The 24762-nt window shown below is 60.6% G+C and carries 27 protein-coding genes; 12 read left to right on the top strand and 15 right to left on the bottom strand.

Annotated elements, in window-relative coordinates:
• Positions 1 to 65 precede the first annotated feature (65 nt).
• Together AC1PUL_RS19745 and AC1PUL_RS19740 are read left to right on the top strand one after the other, a co-directional pair.
• On the top strand, positions 66 to 494 hold the full coding sequence (locus AC1PUL_RS19745; protein WP_480465710.1) for a hypothetical protein: 429 nt from the start codon (positions 66 to 68) through the stop codon (positions 492 to 494).
• A 108-nt stretch (positions 495 to 602) separates the two neighbouring features.
• A complete protein-coding gene (locus AC1PUL_RS19740; RefSeq protein ID WP_480465709.1) occupies positions 603 to 1793 on the top strand; it encodes a multidrug effflux MFS transporter in 1191 nt (396 codons plus the stop codon).
• A gap of 53 nt (positions 1794 to 1846) precedes the next feature.
• On the opposite strand, the gene AC1PUL_RS19735 is transcribed toward AC1PUL_RS19740, so the two are convergent.
• Entirely contained in the window at positions 1847 to 3070 is a 1224-nt protein-coding gene (locus tag AC1PUL_RS19735) for an argininosuccinate synthase (RefSeq protein WP_480465708.1), read from the bottom strand.
• Positions 3071 to 3308: 238 nt separating this feature from the next.
• On the opposite strand from AC1PUL_RS19735, the gene AC1PUL_RS19730 reads away from it, so the two are divergent.
• A complete protein-coding gene (locus tag AC1PUL_RS19730) occupies positions 3309 to 4172 on the top strand; it encodes an SDR family NAD(P)-dependent oxidoreductase (protein WP_480465707.1) in 864 nt (287 codons plus the stop codon).
• A gap of 73 nt (positions 4173 to 4245) precedes the next feature.
• A complete protein-coding gene (locus AC1PUL_RS19725; protein ID WP_480465706.1) occupies positions 4246 to 4887 on the top strand; it encodes a LysE family translocator in 642 nt (213 codons plus the stop codon).
• 33 nt (positions 4888 to 4920) lie between these two features.
• On the opposite strand, the gene rlmN is transcribed toward AC1PUL_RS19725, so the two are convergent.
• The 4 genes from rlmN to AC1PUL_RS19705 form a co-directional block, all read right to left on the bottom strand.
• Positions 4921 to 6102: a dual-specificity RNA methyltransferase RlmN gene (rlmN, locus tag AC1PUL_RS19720; protein WP_480468644.1), complete on the bottom strand. Its 1182-nt coding sequence runs from the start codon at positions 6100 to 6102 to the stop codon at positions 4921 to 4923.
• 291 nt (positions 6103 to 6393) lie between these two features.
• Entirely contained in the window at positions 6394 to 6897 is a 504-nt protein-coding gene (locus tag AC1PUL_RS19715; RefSeq protein ID WP_298461149.1) for an invasion associated locus B family protein, read from the bottom strand.
• A 265-nt stretch (positions 6898 to 7162) separates the two neighbouring features.
• Positions 7163 to 7543, bottom strand: a complete 381-nt coding sequence (locus tag AC1PUL_RS19710; protein WP_480468643.1) for a YkvA family protein — start codon at positions 7541 to 7543, stop codon at positions 7163 to 7165.
• A gap of 72 nt (positions 7544 to 7615) precedes the next feature.
• Positions 7616 to 7915, bottom strand: a complete 300-nt coding sequence (locus AC1PUL_RS19705) for a 4a-hydroxytetrahydrobiopterin dehydratase (protein WP_480465705.1) — start codon at positions 7913 to 7915, stop codon at positions 7616 to 7618.
• Positions 7916 to 7943: 28 nt separating this feature from the next.
• Here AC1PUL_RS19705 and AC1PUL_RS19700 point away from each other — a divergent pair, with 28 nt between their 5' ends.
• A complete protein-coding gene (locus AC1PUL_RS19700; RefSeq protein ID WP_480465704.1) occupies positions 7944 to 8402 on the top strand; it encodes a low molecular weight protein-tyrosine-phosphatase in 459 nt (152 codons plus the stop codon).
• On the opposite strand, the gene thpR is transcribed toward AC1PUL_RS19700, so the two are convergent.
• Together thpR and AC1PUL_RS19690 are read right to left on the bottom strand one after the other, a co-directional pair.
• Positions 8351 to 8944: an RNA 2',3'-cyclic phosphodiesterase gene (gene thpR / locus AC1PUL_RS19695; protein WP_480465703.1), complete on the bottom strand. Its 594-nt coding sequence runs from the start codon at positions 8942 to 8944 to the stop codon at positions 8351 to 8353. The two genes, AC1PUL_RS19700 and thpR, sit on opposite strands and share 52 nt — an antisense overlap.
• Before the next feature lie 66 nt (positions 8945 to 9010).
• The gene (locus tag AC1PUL_RS19690; protein ID WP_480465702.1) at positions 9011 to 9658 is read right to left on the bottom strand and encodes an arylesterase; all 648 of its coding nucleotides are present in this window, start codon (positions 9656 to 9658) and stop codon (positions 9011 to 9013) included.
• Between the two features lie 74 nt (positions 9659 to 9732).
• On the opposite strand from AC1PUL_RS19690, the gene AC1PUL_RS19685 reads away from it, so the two are divergent.
• From AC1PUL_RS19685 to AC1PUL_RS19675, 3 genes are all read left to right on the top strand, one after another.
• A complete protein-coding gene (locus AC1PUL_RS19685; RefSeq protein ID WP_480465701.1) occupies positions 9733 to 10446 on the top strand; it encodes an ABC transporter ATP-binding protein in 714 nt (237 codons plus the stop codon).
• Positions 10443 to 12989 carry an ABC transporter permease gene (locus AC1PUL_RS19680; RefSeq protein ID WP_480465700.1) on the top strand — a complete coding sequence of 849 codons (2547 nt, stop codon included), beginning with the start codon at positions 10443 to 10445 and terminating at the stop codon, positions 12987 to 12989. The genes AC1PUL_RS19685 and AC1PUL_RS19680 overlap by 4 nt, the downstream gene beginning before the upstream one ends.
• Positions 12990 to 13165: 176 nt before the next feature.
• Positions 13166 to 13903: a Bax inhibitor-1/YccA family protein gene (locus tag AC1PUL_RS19675; protein WP_480465699.1), complete on the top strand. Its 738-nt coding sequence runs from the start codon at positions 13166 to 13168 to the stop codon at positions 13901 to 13903.
• 143 nt (positions 13904 to 14046) lie between these two features.
• Here AC1PUL_RS19675 and AC1PUL_RS19670 read toward each other — a convergent pair whose 3' ends face one another.
• From AC1PUL_RS19670 to AC1PUL_RS19655, 4 genes are all read right to left on the bottom strand, one after another.
• Positions 14047 to 14622 (bottom strand): CarD family transcriptional regulator, encoded by a 576-nt coding sequence (locus AC1PUL_RS19670; RefSeq protein WP_102021030.1) that lies wholly within the window; start codon positions 14620 to 14622, stop codon positions 14047 to 14049.
• A 383-nt stretch (positions 14623 to 15005) separates the two neighbouring features.
• The gene (gene fdxA / locus AC1PUL_RS19665; RefSeq protein ID WP_162549008.1) at positions 15006 to 15344 is read right to left on the bottom strand and encodes a ferredoxin FdxA; all 339 of its coding nucleotides are present in this window, start codon (positions 15342 to 15344) and stop codon (positions 15006 to 15008) included.
• A gap of 191 nt (positions 15345 to 15535) precedes the next feature.
• Entirely contained in the window at positions 15536 to 15949 is a 414-nt protein-coding gene (locus tag AC1PUL_RS19660) for an RNA-binding S4 domain-containing protein (protein WP_480468642.1), read from the bottom strand.
• Positions 15946 to 19002 (bottom strand): helicase-related protein, encoded by a 3057-nt coding sequence (locus AC1PUL_RS19655; protein ID WP_480468641.1) that lies wholly within the window; start codon positions 19000 to 19002, stop codon positions 15946 to 15948. The genes AC1PUL_RS19660 and AC1PUL_RS19655 overlap by 4 nt, the downstream gene beginning before the upstream one ends.
• Before the next feature lie 365 nt (positions 19003 to 19367).
• On the opposite strand from AC1PUL_RS19655, the gene AC1PUL_RS19650 reads away from it, so the two are divergent.
• The 3 genes from AC1PUL_RS19650 to AC1PUL_RS19640 are packed head-to-tail and all read left to right on the top strand — an operon-like array spanning position 19368 to position 20807.
• The gene (locus AC1PUL_RS19650; protein WP_480465698.1) at positions 19368 to 20444 is read left to right on the top strand and encodes an alpha/beta fold hydrolase; all 1077 of its coding nucleotides are present in this window, start codon (positions 19368 to 19370) and stop codon (positions 20442 to 20444) included.
• Positions 20377 to 20529: a DUF3309 family protein gene (locus AC1PUL_RS19645; RefSeq protein WP_480465697.1), complete on the top strand. Its 153-nt coding sequence runs from the start codon at positions 20377 to 20379 to the stop codon at positions 20527 to 20529. The genes AC1PUL_RS19650 and AC1PUL_RS19645 overlap by 68 nt, the downstream gene beginning before the upstream one ends.
• 23 nt (positions 20530 to 20552) lie before the next feature.
• Complete coding sequence (locus tag AC1PUL_RS19640; RefSeq protein ID WP_148166217.1) at positions 20553 to 20807, top strand: glycine zipper domain-containing protein; 255 nt, start codon at positions 20553 to 20555, stop codon at positions 20805 to 20807.
• Between the two features lie 337 nt (positions 20808 to 21144).
• Here the strand turns inward: AC1PUL_RS19640 and phbB are convergent, their stop codons facing one another.
• Positions 21145 to 21870, bottom strand: a complete 726-nt coding sequence (phbB, locus tag AC1PUL_RS19635; RefSeq protein ID WP_185809167.1) for a beta-ketoacyl-ACP reductase — start codon at positions 21868 to 21870, stop codon at positions 21145 to 21147.
• Between the two features lie 149 nt (positions 21871 to 22019).
• On the bottom strand, positions 22020 to 23201 hold the full coding sequence (locus tag AC1PUL_RS19630; protein ID WP_480465696.1) for an acetyl-CoA C-acetyltransferase: 1182 nt from the start codon (positions 23199 to 23201) through the stop codon (positions 22020 to 22022).
• Positions 23202 to 23424: 223 nt separating this feature from the next.
• Between AC1PUL_RS19630 and phaR the strand changes: the two genes are divergently transcribed.
• Complete coding sequence (gene phaR / locus AC1PUL_RS19625; protein WP_480465695.1) at positions 23425 to 24003, top strand: polyhydroxyalkanoate synthesis repressor PhaR; 579 nt, start codon at positions 23425 to 23427, stop codon at positions 24001 to 24003.
• Between the two features lie 41 nt (positions 24004 to 24044).
• Here the strand turns inward: phaR and AC1PUL_RS19620 are convergent, their stop codons facing one another.
• Entirely contained in the window at positions 24045 to 24440 is a 396-nt protein-coding gene (locus AC1PUL_RS19620; protein WP_298460910.1) for a hypothetical protein, read from the bottom strand.
• Between the two features lie 135 nt (positions 24441 to 24575).
• Positions 24576 to 24761, bottom strand: coding sequence for a 50S ribosomal protein L32 (gene rpmF, locus AC1PUL_RS19615; protein WP_003543812.1), 186 nt, complete (start codon positions 24759 to 24761; stop codon positions 24576 to 24578).
• Between the last annotated feature and the right edge of the window lies 1 nt (position 24762).

Here is a 24762-nt window from a genome sequence, read left to right as displayed (position 1 = left end):
GCCAATTGACGTACATTCGAATAGGCCCATAGATCGATTCATCCTATGAAAGGACGGTCACGGCCATGGAAATCTTTCCAATCCAACCGGTAGGCGTTTCATCCCTTCGCGTCAAAGAAACGACCCCACAGTCCGACGTGCGTCTGACTGACTTGTCGCCGAAGACTGAGATCACAAAAGAAGCTGAGATTTTTGAAGAAGCGCTGTCCGTTTTCGCCAGCATGACGCCTCGGCGCCTGCGTGAGATCGCGTCTGAGAGCTTCCAGCGAGATGAAATCGATGCAGACACCTATCGCGAGCTCTCGACAGAACTGCCCCTGCAGACTGTCGATCGAAACGGAAATATCCTGGACCTCTCCACGCTGACGGACGACTCCGATTTCGATTATGCGGAATACTACCGCACGCAGCAGTCACTGGCCGAAATGATCGGCGACATGGACATGGCCGACTCCTACGCCAAGGTCCTGGACTTCTTCGCGAAGACGACCTGACCAGACGACAGACGGAGATTGGCACTCGATCTCTGGCATCAACAGCACTAAGTCATCTCCAGAAGGCGCCGCAGGGGCGCCTTTCTTCATGATGCCGGACCTGATCGAATGACCGAAATGCGCATGAGCGAGCGGCGCACCACCTTCCTAGGCGCCTTCCTGACCACGCTCGGCCCCATCTCCATGGCGATCTACACGCCGGCCATGCCCGAGCTGGTGAGGGCCTTCGGCACGACAGACGCGGCGATCAAGCTCAGCCTCTCGATGTTCTTCGCCGGCTTCGCGCTCGCCCAACTGGTCGCCGGACCGCTGGCCGATGCCCTGGGCCGCAAGATGGCGACCCTTATCTTTCTGACGATATATCTGGCGGGCTCACTGCTGGCGACGCTCGCACCGAGCGTCGAATTCATCCTGGCCGCACGCCTGATCCAGGGCATCGGCGCATCGGTTGGCGTCGTCGTCGGACGCGCGATTGTCCGGGATCTCTACACCGGCGTGGATGCAAGCCGCATCTTGAACACCATCGGCATATTCCTTGCGGTCGGCCCGGCGATGGGGCCAACGCTGGGCGGCTTGACGCTTGCGGCCTTCGGCTGGAATGCGGTCTTTCTCCTGATGGTCGCGTTCGGCCTGTTGGCCATGGGTTTCACCCTGACACTGCTGAAGGAGACGATCGTTCCGGATCTCGGCCGACTGCGCCCCGGCCAGCTGGTCAAGAACTATCTGGAGGTTGCAGGCCATGCCCGCTTCCTGGCGGCATCGCTGGTGCTCAGCGGCACGATCGGCGCGCTTTATGCCCAGTCGACCATGTTGCCTTTCGTCCTGATCAACGAGGTCGGCCTGACGCCCACCCAGTTCGGCATGGGCATGCTGATGCAATCGGGCGCCTATCTGACCGGTTCGCTGACGCTGAAGCTCGTGTCCCGCCACATCTCGGGTCTGACGGCTTCACGGATCGGAATTGCGCTCTGCGGCACCGGCGCCATCATCATGGCGCTCTCGGTTGCCTTCGTGCCCCCATTCTTTTTGTCGATCATGGGGCCCGTGGCAATCTGCACCTTCGGCCTCGCTTTCTTAAGCCCGCATATCGTCACCACCAGCATGGCGCCCTTTCCACACATTGCGGGTTCAGCTTCGGCGCTCACCGGCTTCCTGCAGATGAGCGCCGGCTTTGCCGGCGGTGTTGCGGCTGCTTCGATCGGCGATCCCCTAATCGCCTTCGGCATCATCATACCCTTCATGGAACTGAGCGCTGTTGCCGGCTTCCTCTGGCTGCGCCGGCTCGAACGCCGGGCATGAAAAAGCCCGCCTCCCCAAGGGGAAGGCGGGCGATCTGTTTTCAGACGTGCTGATTACTTGCCGAGATTGCGCTTGGCGAGCGTGCGCAGGCGAAGCGCGTTCAGCTTGATGAAGCCGGCTGCATCCTTCTGGTCGTAGGCGCCCTGGTCGTCCTCAAAGGTGACCAGCTGGTCGGAATACAGCGACTTCGCCGATTCACGACCGATGACCATGACATTGCCCTTGTAGAGCTTCAGCGTCACTTCGCCCTCGACATGCTCCTGGCTCTTGTCGATGAGGGCCTGCAGCATTTCGCGCTCCGGCGAGAACCAGAAGCCGTAATAGATGAGCTCGGCATAACGCGGCATGATCTCATCCTTGAGGTGCGCAGCGCCGCGATCGAGCGTGATCGATTCGATCGCACGGTGGGCCGCAAGCAGGATGGTGCCGCCGGGGGTCTCGTAGACGCCACGCGACTTCATGCCGACGAAGCGGTTCTCGACGAGGTCGAGACGACCGATGCCGTTGTCGCGACCATAATTGTTGAGTTCGGCGAGCAGCGTCGCCGGGCTCATCTCGACGCCATTGATCGAGCAGGCATCGCCCTTGCGGAAACCAATCTTGATGACGGTCGCCTTGTCCGGAGCGGCTTCCGGCGAGATCGTGCGCATATGCACGTATTCCGGGGCCTCCTGAGCGGGATCTTCCAGAACCTTCCCCTCGGAGGAAGAGTGCAGCAGGTTGGCATCGACGGAGAACGGCGCCTCGCCCTTCTTGTCCTTAGCAACCGGGATCTGGTGCTGTTCGGCAAAGTTCAGGAGATCCGTGCGGCTCTTGAAGGCCCAGTCGCGCCACGGCGCGATGATCTTGATGTCGGGGTTCAGCGCGTAGGCCGAGAGTTCGAAACGAACCTGATCATTGCCCTTGCCGGTGGCGCCATGGGCAATGGCATCTGCGCCGGTCTTCTTGGCGATCTCGATCAGGTGCTTGGAGATCAGCGGACGGGCGATCGACGTGCCGAGCAGGTAAACGCCTTCATAGACAGCATTGGCGCGGAACATCGGGAAGACGAAATCGCGGACGAATTCTTCCCGTACGTCCTCGATGAAGATCTCCTTGATGCCGAGCATCTCGGCCTTCTTGCGGGCCGGCTCAAGCTCTTCACCCTGGCCAAGATCGGCGGTGAAGGTGACGACTTCAGCGCCGAGTTCGGTCTGCAGCCATTTCAGGATGATCGAGGTGTCGAGGCCGCCGGAATAGGCGAGGACGACTTTCTTCACGTCTTTGGGGAGTGCCATGTCGATGTTCCGTCTGGAGGGTGCGAGGCTAAAACCCCGCCTGGATCAAGAATGGCGGCACTTTTAGCGAGATTCCGCTGGTGCGCAAGGGCATCGACATGCCGAGGTGGCGGCCAAGATCGGTTGGCTCCGATCACCAGGCGAACCTGAGGCCAGTTTGCCGTCATGTTGACGAAGCCAAGCACCGGTACCATATCGCCATCACTGTCAAAGCCATTGACCTAAAAGGAGTTTGCCCATGACGATCCAGCATCCCGCGCTTCAGAAAGGTCATGTCGCCGTCATCACCGGTGCTGCTTCGGGTATCGGGCTCGCGGCGGCAAAGGCCTTTGCACGCATGGGTCTCTGCGTCGTCCTCGTCGATCTCGAAGGCGACCGGCTGGCAAGCGCGGCCGCCGAAGTCACGGCGCTTGCAGCCGGCGGTGAAGCCGATATCGTGGCGATCGCAACGGATGTCTCGAAGCTCGACGAACTCGAAGCTCTCGAACGCGCCGTCATCCAGCGCTTCGGACGCGTGCATGTGCTGATGAACAATGCCGGGATCCAGCCAGGCAGCGCGCTCTTCGGCCCGCAGGCAAACTGGGAAAATGTGCTCGGCGTCAACCTGATGGCTGTCATCAATGGCACACGCACCTTCGGTCCGGGCATGGTCGCCCACAAGGATGCGGCTCTCATCATCAACACCGGCTCCAAGCAGGGGATCACCACGCCGCCCGGCGATCCGGCCTACAATGTCTCCAAGGCCGGCGTGAAGGCCTTCACCGAAGCTCTTCAACACGAGCTGCGCAACACGCCAGACTGCAATGTCACCGCCCATTTGCTGATCCCCGGCTTCGTCTTCACCAGACTGACCGCAAACGGCCGCACCGAGAAGCCCGCAGGCGCCTGGACGCCGGAAGAAACGGTCGACTTCATGCTGGAAAGCCTGGTCGCGGGCGATTTCTACATTCTCTGCCCCGACAATGAAGTCACCCGCGCGCTGGACGAAAAGCGCATCGCCTGGGCCGCAGGCGATATCATCGAAAACCGTCCGCCGCTGTCACGCTGGCATCCGGACTATGCAGACGCTTTCAAGACCTATCTGTCGATCCCCAAAGGCTGATTGGCAAGGTCATCGAACGCCGCTAAGGATGAAGCACCCGCAGCTCGCGGGTGCTTCGTCATGCGGTGACATCATGGACTTTATCCCGAGCCTGCCCGTCTTTCTCGCCTTCAGCCTGGCACTCCTGCTGCTCGCCATCACCCCCGGTCCCGATATGACACTCTGGATCAGCCGGTCGCTGCGTGACGGTCGCGCCATCGGCCTGATGACGCTTGCCGGCACGAGCTTCGGCATCTCGATCCACACCATGCTGGTCGCCTTCGGCATTTCGGCCCTCATCGTCGCCTCGCCGACGGCCTTCCTGCTTTTGAAAACCGGGGGAGCGGCCTATCTGCTCTGGCTGGCGCTGCAAGCTGTTCGACACGGCTCGAACTTCGTCATCAAGGCGGATGGGGATGCTGCCGTGTCGAAGAAGGGAGCCTTCCTGAACGGGCTCTGGGTCAATCTCCTGAACCCGAAGGTCATCATCTTCTTCATGACCTTCCTGCCGCAATTCGTCACCGCCACCGACCCGAACGTGACGGGCAAGCTGATCTTCCTCGGCCTCTGGTCGATCATCCTGTCGCTACCGATAGGGATTGGCATCGTCTATGGGGCGGATTTCATGTCGAACTGGCTGCAGAATAACCGCAAGGTTCTGCGTGGCATCGACTACACCTTCGCTGGCGTCTTCTCGATCTTCGCGGTGAAGATCTTCATGACCCAGGCCAAGTGATATCGCAGGCGGGACAGACGTCCCGCCGCAATCTCAATCGTCGTCTTCGCCGTGATTGGCGATCATCATCGCTTCAAACGCCAGACGCTCGGTCTTGCGCATGCGCTCCGATTCCGACTTCAGTTGACCGCAGGCGGCAAGAATATCGCGGCCGCGCGGCGTGCGGATCGGCGAGGCATAACCGGCCTGATTGATGAAGTCGGCAAACTTCTCGATCTGCGCCCAGTCCGAGCACTGATAGTTGGTGCCCGGCCATGGGTTGAACGGGATCAGGTTGATCTTGGCCGGCACGCCCTTCAAGAGCTGGATCAGGTCCTTGGCATCTTCCAGGCTGTCATTGACGTCCTTCAGCATAACATATTCGAAGGTGATGCGGCGGGCATTCGACAGGCCGGGGTAGTTGCGACAGGCTTCGATCAGTTCCTTCAACGGATACTTCTTGTTGATCGGCACCAGCATGTCGCGGAGTTCATCGCGCACCGCATGCAGCGAAATCGCCAGCATGACGCCGATCTCTTCGCCGGTCCGGTAGATCTCCGGCACAACGCCCGAGGTCGACAGGGTGACGCGACGCTTGGACAGCGACAGGCCATCGCCATCGGTCGCGATCAGCAGAGCCTTCTTCACCTCTTCGAAATTGTAGAGCGGCTCGCCCATACCCATCATGACGATGTTGGTGATCTTGCGGTCGCTCGACGGCATCATCGTGCCGACAGGGATTTCGCGGTCCGGGAAGTCGCCGAGACGGTCGCGGGCAAGCAGCAGCTGCGACAGGATTTCCTCGGCCGTCAGATTGCGCACCAGCTTCTGCGTGCCGGTATGACAGAAGGAACAGGTGAGCGTGCAGCCGACCTGGCTCGAGATGCAGAGCGTGCCGCGGCCTTCTTCCGGAATATAGACGCTTTCGACCTCGACCGGACGACCGGCACCGCGCGGCGGAAAGCGCAACAGCCACTTGCGGGTACCGTCATTCGACACCTGCTCTTCGACGATCTCGGGCCGCGCGATGGTGAAATGCGTCTTCAGCATTTCGCGCATGTCCTTGGAGACATTCGCCATATGGTCGAAATCTGAAATGCCGCGCACATAAAGCCAGTTCCAGATCTGCGCGACGCGCATCTTGATCTGCTTTTCCGGCACGCCCTTTTCGCGCAGAGCGTCGCCCAAAGCTTCGCGGTCGAGACCGATCAGGCTCGGCTTCTCGACGGAACCCATCGGGCGAACCGGGGCCGCAGTCTGGCTACGCTCGGGCAGCGTTACGGTGACAGTCATCGTCTGAACCTCTGGACCATAGGGGCAGGCACGCTGTGATCGAGCGTTTCCCGGCTGGCAGGTATGAATTCATGGATCGTGCGGACAGGGGAAAAGGCCCTATGTCCTGAATTGCAGCGGCCAATAGCAGCTTTTTTGCCATCCGTCACCCCGATCGCGTCGGAAGCGGCCATGCAAGCATGAAAGAGGCCGGCGCACCGCGCCGGCCTCAAGAGAATGAACGTCAAACGAGACTTACTTGCAGTCCTGGATTTTCTGCAGAGCCGCAGAAATACCGGACAGCGAATAGGTGTAGCTCGTGGCAGTGCCGCGAGCCGATGTCGCCGTAACGGTCATCGAGGAGCCGCCCTTCATCGCCGCGACGAGCGCCGGCTCTTCGGCGGCGTTCTCGACCCAGGCAGAGCTGTCCTTGACGAACATCACGAAGTTCTTGTTGTCGATCTTCACATTGACCTTGGAGTCGCCCTTCATCGGGTACCCCATCATCGCCTGCGGTTCGTACGAGATGTTCTGACCGGGACGCTGCGACACCACGAAGAAGATGTCACCGTGATTGACGCTTGCCGGTTCCTTGGTGGTCGGAACGGACAACACGTAGCACACCGTGCCGCCATTCGCCTTGTAGGAATAGGCACCCCATGCCCTGAACTGTTCGATCCGCGTGGGCGATTGCGCGTTGGCGAGCCCGCTGCTCGCCAGGAGGATTGCCAGTGCGGTTACGCTACTTCTTACGAACATGTCTTCCTGCCGGTTGTTTCCATCCATCGCCCAGCCATGCGTCTGGACGTTCATCGTCAAAACCTGTGTTCAGTTTGACTTAATTTACCTTACCAAACGATGAACAGCGCGCGCCTTCTTGTCATATTTTGGCGTCGGCATTCCATTTGGCGCCCCGAAATCCGGCAAAAAACGCTGGCGGACCTCGATCCTCACGTGGATGTAGAAGGAAAGAAAAAGGCAAGAGTGGGGCTGACCATCGTATTTCGGATCAGCCACCAAACCCTTACCGAAGCGGCTCCTCATCCGCCAATATACTGTCGGCAGCCTCGTAGTGCCGATCCTTGATATGTCGATTTATCAAGGCGATGGCCGTGGTCAGCACCGCAATGTCATCGGTGAAGCCGATAACGGCCAAGACGTCGGGGAGCGTATCGATCGGCATGATGAAGTAGCCCAGCGCCGCAAGCAGAATGCCGCGCACACGAAAAGGTGTTTCGCGATCCGTCGCGCAGTAATAGGCGGCAACCAGGTCGCGCGAAAACGGGATCTGGCGGGCAGCCTTCTTGAAGGTTGGCCAGAACCGGCTGCGAACCTTTGCTTCCTGTCGCTCCTGGGTTTCCTCGTCGCCAGGAAGCAGGATTTCACCGATCTTCACGTCATCCATAGCCATCGATCCCTTTCGTCCGGACCCGATCAATCATATGTGAATGCTGGCTTCCAGATTCAATCACCCTCGTCAGGTCTTTGCCGCCGCCAGATCCATGAGAACGGCGAGCTTGAAGTCCAGTTCCGTCACACCACCAGCGGAATGGGTCGTCAGAACGACATCAACTTTCTTGTAAACGTTGAACCATTCGGGGTGGTGATCAAGCTTCTCGGCTGCCAGTGCGCATTCGGTCATGAAGCCGAAGGCCTGGCGAAAGTCGCGAAAGACAAACGTCTTTTCGATGGCAGCACCGTCACGGGCGGGTCCCCAGCCCTGCAATTCGCTCAGGCGCGCGGCAATGGACGGCGCATCCAGTTTTTCGTATTTCATCCTGAAATCTCTCCTCCTGGATCAACCGATGCCGGCACCATCCATTCTGTTCGTCTGCCTGGGCAATATCTGTCGCTCGCCGCTTGCGGAGGGAATCTACCGCCACCTGACGATAGCGACCAGCGAAAAGCCCGTGATCGCTTCGGCCGGCATCGGCAACTGGCATGTAGGCAATCCGCCCGACAAGCGATCGATCAAGATCGCCGCAATCCACGGCATCGACATCTCACGGCAGCGGGCCCGCCAGGTCACACAGGAGGACTTCTACGCCTTTGATCTGATCCTGGCGATGGATGGGAGCAATCTGGCCCGCCTGAAGACCCTGAAGCCGGAAAACGCGACCGCAAGCCTGCAGCTTTTCGCCGGCCTTGCCTTCGGGACCAATCAGGACGTACCAGACCCCTATTACGGAGACCTCTCCGATTTCGAGGAGGTCTACACCATGCTCTTTTCGGGCTGCAGCGCGGTGGTCTCGAAATTCGAGTAACCGCCGGCTTCGTAAAGCGGGAAGACCTCTTCGGTCAGATAGGGCCCCCCGCCGACCGATTCCTTCGAGGACAGAAGCACGAAGCGACCAATCTTGAAGGGCATGGTGTGAAAATCACCGCGTCCGCTCAAGTAGTGCACGACGTCATCCACGCGGGATGCCTTCAACCGGGCAAGCGTGACATGCGGGGTAAACTTGCGCGGATCCGGCGGCAGACCGATCCGCTGGCAGATCCGCTCGATTTCGCCCTGCAGCGCATAAAGCTCCGGCGCCGGGGAGACGCCTGCCCAGATCGAATGCGGCTTCTTCGATCCGAAAGAACCGATGCCGTTCAGTGTGAGCGAGAATTCGGGCCGGTCGACGCGATCGAGCCTGTCGACGATCTCATCGGCCGTCCGGCCGTCGACGTCGCCGATGAAGCGCAGTGTGATGTGGTAATTCTCCACGTCGATCCAGCGTGCCCCTGGAAGGCCACCGCGCAGCAATGAGAGGCTCATGGCGGCGTTGCGCGGAATTTCGAGGGCAGTGAACAATCTCGGCATGGAGCGCTCCCCGAATCTTTTGCAGGTGCTCACAGCGAATCATGCAATGAGATCAGGCGCAAGCGATTAATTCGCCTGCCCCCTGATGCCCGCCACCCAAGATTCGGCGAGAGGCAGCATGCGCTCTGCCATGACCTGCAGCCCCTGGGTATTGGGATGCATGCCGTCTTCGAGCAGCAGGCTGCGGTCGGTGATCACGCCGTCCAACACGAAGGGGTAAAGCGGCAGACCGTGCTTTTCTGCAAGACGCGGATAGATTGCGTTGAACTTCTGCCCGTAATCCTCGCCCATGTTCGGCGGCGCGAGCATGCCGACAAGCAGGATCGGAATCTTGCGCTCCTTGAGCCGCGTGATGATCTGGTCGAGGTTCTTTTCGGTTTGCTCCGGCGGGATGCCACGCAGCGCATCATTGGCGCCGAGTTCGAGGATGACGCCATCCGTGCCCTCCGGGACCGACCAGTCGACACGCGACAGGCCGCCGGATGTCGTGTCACCGGAAACGCCGGCATTGGCGATCACCACATCATGCCCCTTGGCAACCAGCTGTCGTTGAAGCTGGGCCGGCAGAGCGTCCTCCTGCGGCAACTGATAGCCCGCCATCAGACTGTCACCCAGGCCGACCAGCTGCAACGGCTCGGCGGCGGCGATCCGGGGACCGGCGGCCAAGGCCAGTAGGATCACGGCGAAATGAAGGAGCTGAGCTTTAAAAGTCATAGGGCCTTTCCTAGATTGCTTGGAATGTCGCAGTGCGGCGAAGCTTCATCGTTCCAGATATAGGATGTCCGAGTGTGAGAAACAGCATCATCGAACTGAAAAGCGCCGATCTCACCCTGGGCAATGCCGCTGCCTCCGTTCACGTCTTGAAGAGCATCGACCTCTCGATCGCGGAAAGCGAAGCCGTGGGCATCGTCGGGCCTTCGGGCTCCGGCAAATCGACGCTTCTGATGGTGCTGGCCGGTCTCGAACGCCTCGACAGCGGTGAGATCAATGTTCGCAATACGCCCCTTCACACGTTGAGCGAAGACCGGCTGGCCGATTTTCGCGGCAAGAACATCGGCATCGTCTTTCAGTCCTTCCATCTGATCGCCAACATGACGGCGCTCGAAAATGTGGCCGTGCCGCTGGAACTCGCCAATGTGAAGGGCGCCTTCGATATCGCACGCCAGGAGCTGCAATCGGTTGGCCTTGGTGAGCGCCTCAGCCACTATCCCGGTCAGCTCTCCGGTGGCGAACAGCAGCGTGTGGCAATCGCCCGCGCACTGGCCCCCTCGCCGGCTGTCCTCATCGCTGACGAGCCGACCGGCAATCTCGACACTGAAACCGGCCGCCAGATTGCCGATCTGCTCTTCTCCAAGCAGAAGGAGCGCGGCATGACGCTGATCCTCGTCACCCATGATCCGTCGCTCGCCGCCCGTTGCACACGGCAGATCAAGGTGGCCTCCGGCCGCATCGCCGGCGACAGCCGAAACGAGCAGACGCGTCTCGCTTCGGTGTCCGCATGACGTCATTCAACGCTCGTCTCGCCGTCGCCTTCCGGATTGCGCTGCGTGAACTGCGCGGCGGCCTCAAGGGCTTCTACATTTTCCTGGCCTGTATCGCGCTGGGAACAGGTGCCATCGCCGCCGTGAACTCGGTGTCCACGGCCATCACCGACGCGATTTCTTCCGAAGGCCGCACACTGCTCGCCGGCGACGTTCGCTTCGAACTCGACAATCGCGAGGCTACCCCCGAGGAACTGGCCTTCCTGGAGAGCTTCGGCACGGTTTCGGTCACCACCAATCTGCGCTCCATGGCGCGCCTTGCCGACGGCTCCGACCAGTCACTGGTCGAGATCAAGGCCGTAGACGGCGCCTACCCGCTTTACGGCAGGCTTGTTGCCGATCCCGATCGCCCGCTCAACGAGCTTCTTGCGTCCGACAACGGCGCCTATGGCGCTGTCGTCGCTCCGCTTCTTCTGGACCGCATGGGTCTCAAGATCGGGGATGAACTACTGGTCGGCAACGCCCGCTTCCGCATCAATGGAACGATCATCACCGAGCCGGATTCCATTTCCGACGGCTTCGGCTTTGCGCCGCGCTTCCTGACCAGCCGCGAAGGCCTCTTCGCCAGCGGCCTGATCGCGACCGGCAGCCTTGTCGAACACGCCTACAAGATCCGCTACAACGATCCCGCGCCGACGCCTGAGGGTATTCGCGAACGCGCCCAGGCAGAACAGCCGTCGGCTGGCTGGTCAATCCGCAGCAGCGATCGCGCAGCTCCGTCGCTGACCGAAAATGTCGAACGCTTCTCACAGTTCCTCACCCTGGTCGGCCTCACCGCACTCGTGGTCGGGGGCGTCGGTGTTGCAAATGCCGTCCGCGCCTTTCTCGATTCCAAACGCACGGTCATCGCAACGCTGAAATGCGTCGGTGCGCCGGCCTCGGTTGTCGTGATGGTCTATCTCATCCAGATCACGCTGGTCGCCTCGGTCGGCATCCTGGCCGGACTGGTGCTGGGCGCAGCAGCCCCGCCGATCGTCGCCAACTATCTCGCCGGCATCCTGCCGATCTCGGCCGAAGCGACCCTTTACCCGCGCGCCCTGCTTCTCGCCGCGGTCTTCGGCATGCTGGTCACCTTTGCCTTCGCCATTCTGCCGCTTGGCCATGCCCGCAAGGTTCCGGCGACCGCACTCTTCCGCGAACAGGGGTTTGAAGCCTCTGGGCTTCCCTCCTGGCCTTATCTCCTCGCCATGGTCCTTGCGCTCGGCGCGCTGGCGGCTCTCGCCATCTTCACCTCCGAGCAACAGCGGATCGCGACGATCTTCCTGGCCGCAATGGCAGCCGGTTTCGTGCTGCTGCGTGTCGTAGCCTTCGGCATTGCCTGGCTCGCGCGCCGCAGCCCTCGCATCCATTCCGCAGCGCTCAGGCTTGCTGTGGGCAACATCCACCGTCCGGGTGCTCTGACACCGGCAGTCACGCTGTCGCTCGGCCTCGGATTGAGCCTGCTCGTGGCACTGGCACTCATCGACGGCAATCTGCGACGCGAGTTGACCGGCAATCTCCCGGAACGCGCGCCGAACTTCTTCTTCGTCGACATCCAGAGCGGCGAGATCGACGGCTTCCGTACCCTTGTCGAAGGCATGGCGCCCGAGGGCAAGCTGATCGAAGTGCCGATGCTGCGCGGCCGGATCGTCGAACTGAACGGCACGCATGTCGCCAAGGTCGATGTTCCGCCGGAAGGCCGCTGGGTGCTGCGCGGCGATCGCGGCCTGACCTACGCGATCAATGTGCCGGAAAACAGCACGGTAACGGAAGGCGAATGGTGGCCGGAAGGTTATACCGGCGAACCCCTGGTCTCCTTTGCAGAGGAAGAAGGCCGTGAACTCGGCCTGAAGATCGGCGACACCGTGACGATCAACGTTCTCGGTCGCAACATCACCGCCAGGATCGCGAACTTCCGCACGGTCGAGTGGGAAAGCCTGTCGATGAACTTCGTCATGGTTTTCTCGCCGAATACTTTTGCCGGTGCCCCGCATGCCTGGCTCGCAACCCTGATCGATCAGGACGCAACGGCAGAAAAGGAGGCCGCGATCCTCAGGTCGGTCACCCAACAGTTTCCGACGATCACGACCGTCCGGGTCAAGGACGCGCTCGATGTCGTGGATCGCCTCGTCGGACAGCTGGCAACGGCCATTCGTGCCGCCGCCGCAATCGCGCTGATTGCCTCCGTCCTCGTCTTGTCGGGCGCACTCGCTGCCGGCAATCGGGCACGCACCCATGACGCCGTGATCCTGAAAACGCTTGGGGCAACGCGCGCCATGCTGATCCGGGCCTTTACCTACGAATACATGCTGCTCGGTGCGGCCACCGCGATCTTCGCGCTGATTGCCGGTGGCGGTATCGCATGGTTCGTGCTCAGCCAAATCATGAACCTGCCGTCCAGCTTCCTGCCGGACGTGGCGCTGATGACACTGGTGATTGCCCTCGTCGTGACGATCGGCATAGGCCTGGCCGGGACATGGCGCATCCTCGGACAGAAGGCGGCACCCGTGCTTCGAGAACTTTAAGGTGAAAAGCGGCAGGCTGCGGCCTGCCGCGTACCGCATTACGGCGATTTAAGATTCCAGCCCTTGTCGGGGACTGGGGAACCTCTCATATTGAAAGCACGCATGCTGGGCTTCGCAGCGGCGCGAGGGCCATTCGGGCTCTGCCGTCTTATTCCGAAGCTTTGAGAGAGGAAATCATGTCCGAACTTCGCAACTATCAGAGCCGTCAGGGGCAGACCCAGTCGGCCACGATGATCGACGAAGGTCTGCGCGCCTATATGCTGAAGGTCTACAACCTGATGGCACTGGGCCTCGCCATCACCGGTCTTGCAGCCTTCGCCACGTTCCAGATGGCCGTTTCCGCCGGTGAACTCACGGCTTTCGGTCAGGCAATCTTCCTGAGCCCGCTGAAGTGGGTGGTCATCCTGGCGCCTGTCGCCATGGTGTTCTTCCTGAGCTTCCGGATTCATAAGATGAGCGTCGCCGCTGCACAGACCACCTTCTGGGTCTATGCCGCGATGATGGGCCTGTCGCTGTCGTCGATCTTCCTGATCTACACGGGCGCAAGCATCGTGCAGACCTTCTTCGTCACGGCCGCATCCTTCGGTGCCCTGTCGCTCTACGGTTACACGACCAAGCGTGACCTGTCGGCCATGGGTTCGTTCCTGATGATGGGTCTCTTCGGCCTGATCATCGCCTCGCTGGTCAACCTGTTCATGGCCTCCTCGGCCCTGGACTTCGCGATCTCGGTGATCGGCGTGCTGATCTTCGCGGGTCTGACCGCCTATGACACGCAGGCGATCAAGGAATCCTACCACGAAAGCCATTCGAGCGAGATGGCCGGTCGCAACGCCATCATGGGTGCGCTCCGCCTCTATCTCGACTTCATCAATCTCTTCCTGTTCCTCCTGCGCTTCCTCGGAAACCGCAACTAACAGGACCAGATTGGGAACTCGGAAAAACCCCGCTTCGGCGGGGTTTTTTGCGCAAAGCTGACACCCAGCGGGGCTGAAGCAGACACGAAAAAACCTCCGGTTCGCACCGGAGGTTTTTTCATGACCTTGCGGGTGAAGCAGCTTTACGCGGCTTCTTCTTCCTGGGTGTCGTCTTCTTCGATCGTCTTGCCGCGCTTGGGGCCCTTGGCGAGATTGACCTCGACAAGACGAACGGCTTCCGTCTCGGACATCTTGTTCACGGCAGCGATTTCACGAGCCATGCGGTCAAGCGCTGCTTCATAGAGCTGGCGCTCGGAATAGGACTGTTCGGGCTGGTTCTCGGCGCGGTAGAGGTCGCGAACGACTTCTGCAATCGAGATCAGGTCGCCGGAATTGATCTTGGCATCATACTCCTGAGCGCGACGCGACCACATGGTACGCTTCACACGAGCCTTGCCCTGCACCACCTTCAGCGCGCGATCGACGAAATCGGTCTCGGACAGCTTGCGCATCCCGATGCTCACGGCCTTGGCAACCGGAACCTTCAGACGCATCTTGTCCTTTTCGAAGTCGATCACGAAAAGCTCAAGCTTCATGCCAGCGACTTCTTGCTCTTCGATGGCGGTGATGGTACCCACGCCATGGGCCGGGTATACGATCGACTCGCCGGTCTTGAAGCCGTGGCGTGCCGAGGAATTCTTCTTCTGCTGGGTCGTCATTCTATTCAAATACTCCCTGTTTTGCTCCCGGCGTGATGCCGGCGCCGGGTCGGTCAGGCCCGGATGAGACGACAAGATTGCGAGCCTTGTCATCCTGATCCAGTCCGCCACACAATCAAACGCCACCCTCGTCGCGACTAAGACACGACACACAAGTGTCGCCGATGTCACGTATATCGCGCGGTGGTGAATTTGCTTTCGTGATGGTTCAGGGCATAGCTATGCCGCAAAGTGGAACAGTTCCAACACGCTATCACAAAAAGACGAGGAAATCAATATTTTAGTGCAGTGCGCCACAATCGTGACGCACCAGGCAGCAGTTTGGCGGCCAAGTGATGGAAATTTGGGCAGGATTCACGGACGAAACCGCCCTTTGCGACCGATCAGTCGCCGGCGCCCGGGTTTTCGGAGAAGAACTTCTCGAACTTGCCTTCGACGCCGTCCATTTCCTTGGCCTCGGGCATCGGATCCTTCTTGACCGTGATGTTCGGCCAGATCTTGGCATAGTCAGCATTGATCTTCAGCCACTTGTCGAGACCTGGCTCCGTATCGGGCTTGATGGCTTCCGCAGGACATTCCGGCTCGCACACGCCGCAGTCGATGCATTCGTCCGGATGGATGACGAGGAAGTTCTCACCCTCATAGAAGCAATCGACGGGGCAGACCTCGACACAATCGGTGTATTTGCAGCGAATGCAGTTGTCGGTGACGATATAGGTCATGCGGCACTCCAGGATGACGTTCTCGAACGGCAGGAGAAGAACGAACGCGGGTCGTTCCGTCAGGGTCGTCGCCCCGCTCGGAAGGCTCGCGCCCTGCCGGAAATTTCTGTCGGACGGCATGTGAGCTAATGCGGAATCCACGACAAGGCAAGGACAAACGCCCTCAATTCCGGCGGCTTCGTAGAAATTTTCTAATCCGAAGACCAATCGGGCCCGCCGCGAAGATCGTCGAGCGCCCGCCGCTCCTTCTTCGTCGGCCGACCGGCCCCCGGCGCGCGCGTCGCCTGTTCCAGCGCGGTGAAGGGCTTCTTCTCACGCGGTGGCGTCAGGTCCTCGTAGAGCAGCCTGGCTTCCTCATAAGGACCCCGTCGTTCACCGGGAAGCTTGACGACCAGCACGAGATCGCGCTCGGGCATGGCGATCTCAAGGCGGTCGCCGACCTTCAGCTGGTGGCTGGGCTGGCGGACGGTCTGTCCATTGACACTGACGTGGCCGGCAGCCACACGCTCCTGGGCGAGGCTGCGGGATTTCGCCACACGAGCAAAGAACAGCCACTTGTCGATGCGCTGGCGCGAACCGCTTTGTGGCTGCTTGTCGTCCATTATTTCTTCAGCTGCTCCTTCAGCGCCGCGAGCTTGGCGAAGGGCGAATCCGGATCAACGGGCTTTTCCTTGCGGGGCGGCTTTGCCTCGAAGCGAGCCGGCTGCGACTTGTTGTTGTCGCGTTCCGGACGCGGACCACGGTCCTTGCGGTCGCCACGATCCTGACGGTCACCCTTGCCGGCAAACTTGCCGCGATTGTCATCGCGACGGTCCCCACGGCCCTCACCCCGATTGTCGGAGCGACGGTCGTCACGGCGACCTTCGCCGCGCCCTTCGCCTCGATTGTCGCCGCGGCCTTCGCCGCCTTCACGCGGCGCCTGATTGCGCTGGCCTTGCGGACGCCGATCGCCGCCCGGGCGACCTGCACCACGCTGATTGTCGCTGCGACCACCCGGACGCCACAACAGAACCGGCTTGGGCTCGGCAGGCTCGCCGGCCTGTTCGGCAGCAGTGGCCTCGGTCGGGGCGGCCTCTTCGGCGACGGCAGCCGAGGCTTCACCCTCAGCGGCAGCCTCAGAGGACTGATCGGCGTCGTCGACGCTTTCGTCATCGCTCTTTTCAACCGCAGCAGGCGCTTCGGCCTGAGCCGATCCCGCCTGCGAGGCGAGGAAGGCGGCGGCCTCTTCGGCAGTGACGCTGTCGGCACGATAGCCGAGACCCTTCAGGATCTCTTCCATGTCGTCAGGCGTCGCACCGAGGATCGAGAGCATCGCGGTCGTTGTGGTGAAACGACGACCGTCATAGGCACCATCAGGACGGGCCGGGGAGCCGGGCTTCCACTGCAGGAGCGGACGGATGAGATCGGCGAGACGCTCGAGGATGTCGATGCGCACCGCGCGCTTGCCGAGGAAACGGAAGCCGGCGAGCTTGTAGAACATGCGCTCGAAGCTCGGATCCGTGACCACGGAGGTCCGGCCGGCAGCCAGCACCGGGATCAGATCGCCGTAACCCGGCTTGTCGAGACCGTCATGCTTCAGCGCCCAGAGGAGCGTGATGAGCTCGGCCGGAGCGGGCTTCAAAAGAGCCGGCATGAAGATGTGATAGGCGCCGAAGCGCACCCCGTAGCGACGCATCGAGGCGCGACCGTCCTGGTCGAGAGTCTTGACGTCGTCGGCAACGTCACGGCGGAACAGAACGCCGAGATTTTCGACCAGCTGGAAGGCAAGCCCCTTGGCGAGACCCTGCAGGTCTTCCGCACGGGACAGATCGTCGAGCGGCTTCAGGACCGTGGAAATGTGATGATTGACGAAGCGCTCGATCCGGGCGGCGACGTGGTCACGTGCGATGCCGGTCAGCTGCTCGTCGGCGAGCAGGATGACGCGCGGATGCAGGATATGATCCGTCCCCGTCAGACGCGCGACGGGATCGCCGAGCCAACGGACGAGACCATCGGAACCGATCGCGAGATCATTGTTGCCGGACGCATGCAGGCGCGCAGCCCTTGCCTCGAATTCAAGCGCCAGAGCCTTGTAGGCGGCTGCCTGAACGGCCTTGGCGTCAGGGCCCTCCATGCCGGAGATCGGCGTGAACCGGAACCCGGAGAGTTGCCCCATGGCATGGCCTTCCACGAAGACATCGCCGTTCACACTGATTTCAGCTTCCAACATCGCATTCTCTCTCAAGCGCTTCATGAGCACAGATGTCCTGCGATCAACAAAGCGTTTCGTCAACCGTTCATGTAACGCATCGGACAATCGGTCTTCGATTTCCCGCGTCTTTTCTTGCCAGTGTGTCGGATCGGCAAGCCAGCCCGGCCGGTTCGACACATAGGTCCACGTTCTGATCTGGGCGATCCGCGCCGACAGCGTGTCAATCTCGCCGTCGGTTCGGTCTGCCCGGCGCACCTGCTCCGCGAGAAAGTCCTCGTTGACGGTACCCCGCCTGACCAGATCGAAATAGAGACTCTGAATCAGGTCTGCATGCTGTGCAGGCGTAATGCGCCGATAGTCGGGCAGCGCGCAGGCTTCCCAGAGTTTTTCAACCCGCTCAGGTCGATCGGTGATGTCGGAAATCTCCGGATAGCGCGAGAGAAACTCCAGCGCCTGCTGATCGGTGGCCGGCAAGGCCCGTGTCAGACCTTCAACGCGGGGCACCGCGTCAAGGCTGCGCTGCAGCGCTGAAATCGACGAGAAGTCGAATTTTTCCGTCCGCCATTGCAGAACCTTCACCGGATCGAACTGATGCGTCTCCAGCCGCTCCACCAATTCATCATCGAAGGGATCGACCCGACCCGTGACCCCGAATGTACCGTCCTTGATGTGCCGCCCCGCACGGCCTGCGATCTGGCCGAGTTCACCGGGATTGAGATTTCGGAACTGATAGCCGTCGAACTTGCGGTCCTGGGCGAAGGCAACATGGTCGACATCGAGGTTGAGGCCCATACCAATGGCGTCCGTCGCCACCAGATATTCGACATCGCCTTCCTGATAGAGCCCGACCTGTGCATTCCGGGTGCGCGGGCTCAGCGCGCCCAGCACGACGGCCGCACCACCCCGTTGGCGGCGGATGAGCTCGGCGATCGCATAAACCTCGTCGGCCGAGAAGGCGACGATCGCGGTGCGTTGCGGCAGACGGGTAATCTTTTTCTGACCGGCATAGAAGAGCTGCGACAGGCGCGGCCGCTCGACGATCGTGATACCCGGCAGAAGCTGGATGAGGATCGACTTCATGGTCGAGGACCCGAGAAGCAGCGTTTCCTCGCGGCCTCTCAAGTGCAGCAGGCGGTCTGTGAAGATGTGTCCGCGCTCGAGATCGCCGGCAAGCTGGATCTCGTCGATGGCGACGAAGGCGACCTTGGTCTCCCGCGGCATGGCTTCGACGGTACAGACTGAGAAGCGGGCGTTCGGAGGGCTGATCTTCTCTTCACCGGTGACGAGAGCGACATTTTTCACGCCGACCCGCTCCACCACGCGGGTATAGACCTCGCGGGCAAGCAGTCTCAACGGCAACCCGATCATGCCCGACCCATGCGCGACCATGCGTTCGATGGCGAAATGGGTCTTGCCGGTGTTCGTTGGCCCCAGCACAGCATTGACGCCGCGGCCACTCAGGATCATGGGTTGGGTATTCAAAGACCGCTCCGCTTGTCGGGACCGCGGCTCATTGCGCACTCCGGCACCCTTGGGCAACACATGGCGACGAACAGGGGCAAAGGCAAGGCGCTTGTCGCAATCACCCCAGAATTCCTCGCAAACCCTTGATCAGAATCAGCTTTCTGAATCAGGAACAGTTTGCGAACGAATCAGCGACGAATCGATGACTCCGACAGATTCAGGCTTTGTTCACGGCTATATCTGGGAGATCGGCTGCGTTTTGCGCACCAGATGCTGAATCGCCTTCTGGGGCGTGACGCAGGTTCCGGTTGACGGGACGATGGAACAATCGGGAACGAATGCTCGTTGCGCCGGCGAGGTGAAGCCCGATGACACTATCCCCACCGCCTGCAGAATGGATCGGAAACGGCACACTGGATCACGGATATGCCCTGATCCATGGCATGGTTATGGCGCCGTCTTTCTGGCGCACCTATGCACCGGACACTGTCCGTAGCTCGCGAAGTGCAGCATATGCTTTGCCGGGACACCATCCTTGGAAGCTTGCCGCGCCCGGCCAGCCGATAACGCCCGAGTCGGTCGCCGATGCTTATTCGCAGGCGATCCGGCGCGATTTCCGCGGCAAACCCGTTACCTTGATCGGTCACTCGACAGGAGGCTTCGTATCTCTCCTGATAGCCCGCCATTATCCGGAACTCGTGAAGTCGATCGTTCTGATTGGTGCCTTCGCCTGTGGTCGCTTCGAGGGTCAGGAACGTTTGCCCGCCAAATTGTTGCGGGTGCCACGTGTCGGCCCCTTTCTCTTTCGCCAATTCTTTCAGCGTTGGATCTCGACCAGCGAGCAGTTCCGCTGGGGCTCGATCGAATGCGTTTTCGACAAAGGCTGCCCCTGGCAGAATGATCGCGCCGTGGCGGCCATGGAGGATGTGCGCATGCAACTGCAACAGGCGCGCCCCGAAGACATCGCCGCCTGCATCCGGTTCATGTCGGCCACCAGCCTTCTGAACGATCTCCCACACATCCGAATTCCCGTGCTCAACATCGTGGGCGCAGAGGATGCGATCGTGCCGTCGGCGCATCAGTTGCGGGTGTCGAAACTGCTGCCGAAGGCGCAGACTGTGCTCCTGCGCAATTGTGGTCACTTGCCGATGGTCGAGCATCAGACACTCACGACCGGGATCATCAATGCCTTCGTCGATGGGATGGCCATACGGCGGGAGAAGACAGGACATCCGGCCAATGCGCTGACCGGCAACGCCGCCGTCCAACTGTTCCAACTGATGGCCACCAGCCTTCAACGAACGGAACAAAGTGCCGTCGGTCGCGTTCCAACGGCACACCAAACCGTAGTTCATCCAGGCTCAGGAGAGGGTCCAAATGAGTACCATCCTCATCGTCATTCTAATTCTACTGCTGATCGGTGCGCTGCCGAGCTGGGGCTATAGCCGCGGCTGGGGTTATGGCCCGTCAGGGGGCCTGGGGCTCGTGCTGCTCATCATCATCATCCTGATGCTGATGGGTCGAATCTAACTCGACGTGAAAGGTATAGGACGATGAAAAAGACCCTTCTGGCAATCGCATTGATCGCACCTCTCGCCAGCTGCACGGCCACCGAACGCGGCGCCGGCATTGGTGCTGCCTCCGGCGCCATCATCGGCGGCGTGGCCACCGGCAATGTTCGCGGCGCGGCAGTGGGTGCCGCCGTCGGTGGCGTCGCAGGCGCTCTGATCGGCAACTCGCAGGAACGCGCCGGCTATTGTGTCTATCGCGACCGCTACGGCCGCACCTACGAAGCACGCTGCCGCTAAGTTCTCCACCCTCCCAAAAGCCGTCGGATCGAAAGGTTCGGCGGCTTTTTCGTTGCCGGCATTAACCTCTCGATCAAAGCCGGAACGAATCGGCGACGAATCGCAGACTGAAGCATCTTCCCGGTTTGTTCGCCGCTATATATTGTGGAATAACAGATGGTTAACCATAGGGCGCGGTGGATATTAAGAGTTGGCCGGCTTGATGCACCGCCAAACGTTAACAAGCAGAAGATGTCTTTGCTCGATCGCAATCCTGTCTCCAACGGACACAATCACAGCCCCAAGAACGAAAAAGGCCGGCGCAAGGCCGGCCCCAAAGTCAGAATCACTTATCGCCTCAGACGAAGAACTGGCCGCCATTGGCGGAGATCGTCGAGCCCGTGATGAACCCGGCATCATCGGAGGCGAGGAAGACGACGCAGCGCGCGATCTCTTCCGGTTCGCCGAGGCGCCCGACCGGAATCTGCGGGATGATGCGCTCGTTCAGCACCTTTTCCGGAATGGCGCGCACCATTTCCGTGCCGATGTAGCCAGGGCAGATGGCGTTCACGGTGATGCCCTTGGCAGCGCCCTCCTGGGCCAGAGCCTTGGTGAAGCCGAGATCGCCGGCCTTTGCCGCCGAATAGTTCGCCTGGCCCATCTGGCCCTTCTGGCCGTTGATCGAGGAGATGTTGATGACGCGGCCAAAGCTGCGGTCACGCATGCCGGTCCAGACCGGATGCGTCATGTTGAACAGACCGGTGAGGTTGGTGTTGATCACCTCGTTCCACTGGTCCGGCGTCATCTTGTGGAACATCGCGTCCCGCGTGATCCCGGCATTGTTGACCAGCACTTCGACCGGGCCGAGCGCCGCTTCGACAGCAGCAATGCCGTCGACGCAGGCCTGGTAGTTGGACACATCCCACTTGAAAACCGGAATGCCGGTCTCGGCTTCGAAGGCTTTCGCCTTCTCCTCGTTGCCGGCGAAGTTCGCCGCAACCTTGTAGCCGGCATTCTTGAGCGCGATCGAAATCGCCGCACCGATGCCGCGCGTGCCCCCCGTTACCAAAGCCACTCTGCTCATGCTGTCCTCCCCGTTCTTCTTCTCTGGGTTCCCATCTGGATCGCCGCTACGGTTCCCGTCGCAACGGCATGACTTGCCCATCCCGGTGATGCGCCGGGACAGGGACTGACGATGTTAGTGGTGAGCCGGTCCCATCGGGGTTGGCCGGATCAGAAGGCCTCGAGGCACATGGCAACGCCCATGCCGCCGCCGATGCAAAGCGTGGCAAGGCCCTTCTTAGCGCCGCGACGCTTCATCTCGAACAGCAGCGTGTTGAGGATACGCGCACCCGATGCGCCAACCGGATGGCCGATAGCGATCGCACCGCCGTTGACGTTGACGATCGAGGTATCCCAACCGAGGTCCTTGTTGACGGCGCAGGCCTGGGCCGCAAACGCTTCGTTGGCTTCTACGAGATCGAGATCGGAAATCTTCCAACCGGCCTTTTCCAGCGCCTTGCGCGACGCCGGGATCGGGCCCGTGCCCATGATCTTCGGATCGACGCCGGCGGTGGCCCATGAGGCAATGCGGGCCAGCGGCACGATACCGCGACGCACGGCTTCCGCCTCGGTCATCAGCAGGGCAGCCGCAGCACCGTCATTGATGCCCGATGCGTTGCCAGCGGTGACGGTGCCTTCCTTGTCGAAGGCGGGTTTAAGCTTCTGCATGCTTTCGAGCGTGGCACCGAGACGGATGTATTCGTCCTGGTCGACGGTCACGTCACCCTTGCGGCCGGGCACGATGACCGGAACGATCTCGTCCTTGAAACGACCGGCAACCTGTGCCGCCTCTGCCTTGTTCTGCGAAGCGAGCGCGAAAGCGTCCTGCTCGTCTCGCGTCAGCTGCCACTGGCGGGCGACATTCTCGGCCGTCGTGCCCATGTGATAACCGTAGAAGGCGTCGGTCAGGCCGTCCTTGATCATGGTGTCGACCATCTTCAGGTCGCCCATCTTCGTGCCGTTGCGCAGATGCGCGCAATGCGGCGCCATGGACATGGATTCCTGCCCGCCGGCAATGATGATCTTCGCGTCGCCGGTTGCAATCTGCTGCATGCCGATGGCAACGGCGCGCAGACCCGAACCGCAGAGCTGGTTGAGCCCCCAGGCGGTGGCTTCCTGCGGGATGCCGGCCTTCATGGCTGCCTGACGCGCGGGATTCTGTCCCTGACCGGCGGTGAGGATCTGGCCGAGAATGACTTCATCGACTTCGGCCGCTTCGACGCCGGCACGTTCGAGCACGCCCTTGATGGCGATGGCGCCGAGATCATGGGCCGCGACGGAAGACAAAGCTCCATTGAAGGATCCGACCGGGGTTCTGGCAGCGCTCGCGATGACGATGGACGGGGTGCTCATGGAGGTCTCCTCGGTTTTTGTGATTGAGGAGAAACTGACAAAGACTGCCGCCTGTGTCAAACAGGATAAACTCGGCTTTCTCGTTCTTTGGTTGCGCTTGCCTGACTTTCGTCAAATGCCGATCCTGCATCGCACAAAGAGATTGTCACCGGACTTCATTTGCGCTTACACTCTGGCCGGGAAGAGCAAAAACAATCGAAAAACGACGGGTTAGGAGACTGCAATGGCCAAAGCCGATGGCGAAATCGTTATCAAGAAATACGCCAATCGTCGCCTCTACAACACCGGAACCAGCACCTACGTGACCCTTGAGGACTTGGCCAAGATGGTCAAGAAGGGGGAGGATTTCGTAGTTCAGGATGCCAAGTCCGGCGAAGACATCACACATTCCGTCCTGACCCAGATCATCTTCGAACAGGAGTCGAAGACCGGCAACACGCTGCTGCCGATCTCCTTCCTGCGCCAGCTCATCAGCTATTACGGCGACCAGATGCAGATGGTGGTACCGAGCTTCCTCGAGCACTCGATGAAGGCCTTTTCCGAACAGCAGACGCAGATGCGCGAGCAGATGACCAAGGCCTTCGGCGATCATCCGCTGTCGAAGAACCTGCAGATGCCGATGCAACTCATGGAAGAGCAGGTCAAGCGCAACACCGAGATGTTCCAGCAGGCCATGCATATGTTCTCGCCCTTCCTGGGCGGCCAGCAGCCGGCCAAGGAAACGAAGAAGGCGGAAGCCAAGGATATCGACGAGCTGAAGGAGCAATTGCGCTCCCTGCAGAACAAGCTCGACAATCTCTGATGCAAGACAAGGCCCCGAACGGGGCCTTTTTCATCTGAGGGCTAGAGGCCGATCGAGACGTCGCGACCGGCCGCGCGATTGGAAATGGTGAAGCCCGCGACCACGTCGATGAAGGCAATCACCATCAGGCTGAAGAAGAGCTGCGTCGCCGCCTCCCTGACCAGCAGGAACTCCACCAGGAACGCGATGAAGACGAGCATCGAGAGCATGTGGTTCATCAACGAGCCGCGATTGCTGAGCGTTGCCTTCAAGACCTCGAAGAACAGGGCAACGAGTGCCGACAGGATGACGAGATCGCCGAGCGTCATCGTCCAGACCGCACCAGACAACATCGGCACGGTCATGATCACGCCCGAGAATGCTGCAACGCCACTGCCCAACATCACGGCATTGTAGAAGACGAAAGGCACGATCATCAGTGGCACGGCGATCAGCATGCAGAAATCCTTTCTGGCAATGCGACGGCGCCCGCTTCGGCAGCCGTCAACCGCGCAATTTAACTATGCCTAATGACAAATGAAAAGGCCGGCGCAAGCGCCGGCCCTTCAAAGCAGTCAAACAAAGCGCAGGAATTATGCGCTTTCCTTCGGCGTCAGAACCTGACGGCCGCGATACATACCGGTCTTCAGATCGATATGGTGCGGACGGCGCAGTTCGCCGGAATTCTTGTCCTCGACATAGGTCGGGGCCTTCAGCGCGTCAGCAGAGCGGCGCATACCGCGCTTGGACGGGCTTGTTTTTCTCTTCGGTACAGCCATT

The sequence above is a fragment of the Rhizobium sp. P43 genome, from assembly GCF_056730705.1.
Note: the sequence above shows the minus strand (reverse complement) of the source record. Positions and strands in the feature narration are given on the sequence as shown.

Coding starts and splice junctions, on each gene's coding strand:
- AC1PUL_RS19725 (WP_480465706.1), top strand. CDS start 4,246: ATGGACTTTATCCCGAGCCTGCCCGTCTTTCTCGCCTTCAGCCTGGCA.
- AC1PUL_RS19655 (WP_480468641.1), bottom strand. CDS start 19,002: ATGATCCTGAGTGGCCGCGGCGTCAATGCTGTGCTGGGGCCAACGAAC.
- phbB (WP_185809167.1), bottom strand. CDS start 21,870: ATGAGCAGAGTGGCTTTGGTAACGGGGGGCACGCGCGGCATCGGTGCG.
- AC1PUL_RS19640 (WP_148166217.1), top strand. CDS start 20,553: ATGAAAAAGACCCTTCTGGCAATCGCATTGATCGCACCTCTCGCCAGC.
- rpmF (WP_003543812.1), bottom strand. CDS start 24,761: ATGGCTGTACCGAAGAGAAAAACAAGCCCGTCCAAGCGCGGTATGCGC.
- AC1PUL_RS19700 (WP_480465704.1), top strand. CDS start 7,944: ATGCCGGCACCATCCATTCTGTTCGTCTGCCTGGGCAATATCTGTCGC.
- thpR (WP_480465703.1), bottom strand. CDS start 8,944: ATGCCGAGATTGTTCACTGCCCTCGAAATTCCGCGCAACGCCGCCATG.
- AC1PUL_RS19680 (WP_480465700.1), top strand. CDS start 10,443: ATGACGTCATTCAACGCTCGTCTCGCCGTCGCCTTCCGGATTGCGCTG.
- phaR (WP_480465695.1), top strand. CDS start 23,425: ATGGCCAAAGCCGATGGCGAAATCGTTATCAAGAAATACGCCAATCGT.
- AC1PUL_RS19740 (WP_480465709.1), top strand. CDS start 603: ATGACCGAAATGCGCATGAGCGAGCGGCGCACCACCTTCCTAGGCGCC.
- AC1PUL_RS19730 (WP_480465707.1), top strand. CDS start 3,309: ATGACGATCCAGCATCCCGCGCTTCAGAAAGGTCATGTCGCCGTCATC.
- AC1PUL_RS19690 (WP_480465702.1), bottom strand. CDS start 9,658: ATGACTTTTAAAGCTCAGCTCCTTCATTTCGCCGTGATCCTACTGGCC.
- AC1PUL_RS19675 (WP_480465699.1), top strand. CDS start 13,166: ATGTCCGAACTTCGCAACTATCAGAGCCGTCAGGGGCAGACCCAGTCG.
- AC1PUL_RS19715 (WP_298461149.1), bottom strand. CDS start 6,897: ATGTTCGTAAGAAGTAGCGTAACCGCACTGGCAATCCTCCTGGCGAGC.
- AC1PUL_RS19735 (WP_480465708.1), bottom strand. CDS start 3,070: ATGGCACTCCCCAAAGACGTGAAGAAAGTCGTCCTCGCCTATTCCGGC.
- AC1PUL_RS19745 (WP_480465710.1), top strand. CDS start 66: ATGGAAATCTTTCCAATCCAACCGGTAGGCGTTTCATCCCTTCGCGTC.
- AC1PUL_RS19630 (WP_480465696.1), bottom strand. CDS start 23,201: ATGAGCACCCCGTCCATCGTCATCGCGAGCGCTGCCAGAACCCCGGTC.
- AC1PUL_RS19620 (WP_298460910.1), bottom strand. CDS start 24,440: ATGCTGATCGCCGTGCCACTGATGATCGTGCCTTTCGTCTTCTACAAT.
- AC1PUL_RS19705 (WP_480465705.1), bottom strand. CDS start 7,915: ATGAAATACGAAAAACTGGATGCGCCGTCCATTGCCGCGCGCCTGAGC.
- AC1PUL_RS19650 (WP_480465698.1), top strand. CDS start 19,368: ATGACACTATCCCCACCGCCTGCAGAATGGATCGGAAACGGCACACTG.
- AC1PUL_RS19670 (WP_102021030.1), bottom strand. CDS start 14,622: ATGACGACCCAGCAGAAGAAGAATTCCTCGGCACGCCACGGCTTCAAG.
- rlmN (WP_480468644.1), bottom strand. CDS start 6,102: ATGGGTTCCGTCGAGAAGCCGAGCCTGATCGGTCTCGACCGCGAAGCT.
- AC1PUL_RS19710 (WP_480468643.1), bottom strand. CDS start 7,543: ATGGATGACGTGAAGATCGGTGAAATCCTGCTTCCTGGCGACGAGGAA.
- fdxA (WP_162549008.1), bottom strand. CDS start 15,344: ATGACCTATATCGTCACCGACAACTGCATTCGCTGCAAATACACCGAT.
- AC1PUL_RS19645 (WP_480465697.1), top strand. CDS start 20,377: ATGAGTACCATCCTCATCGTCATTCTAATTCTACTGCTGATCGGTGCG.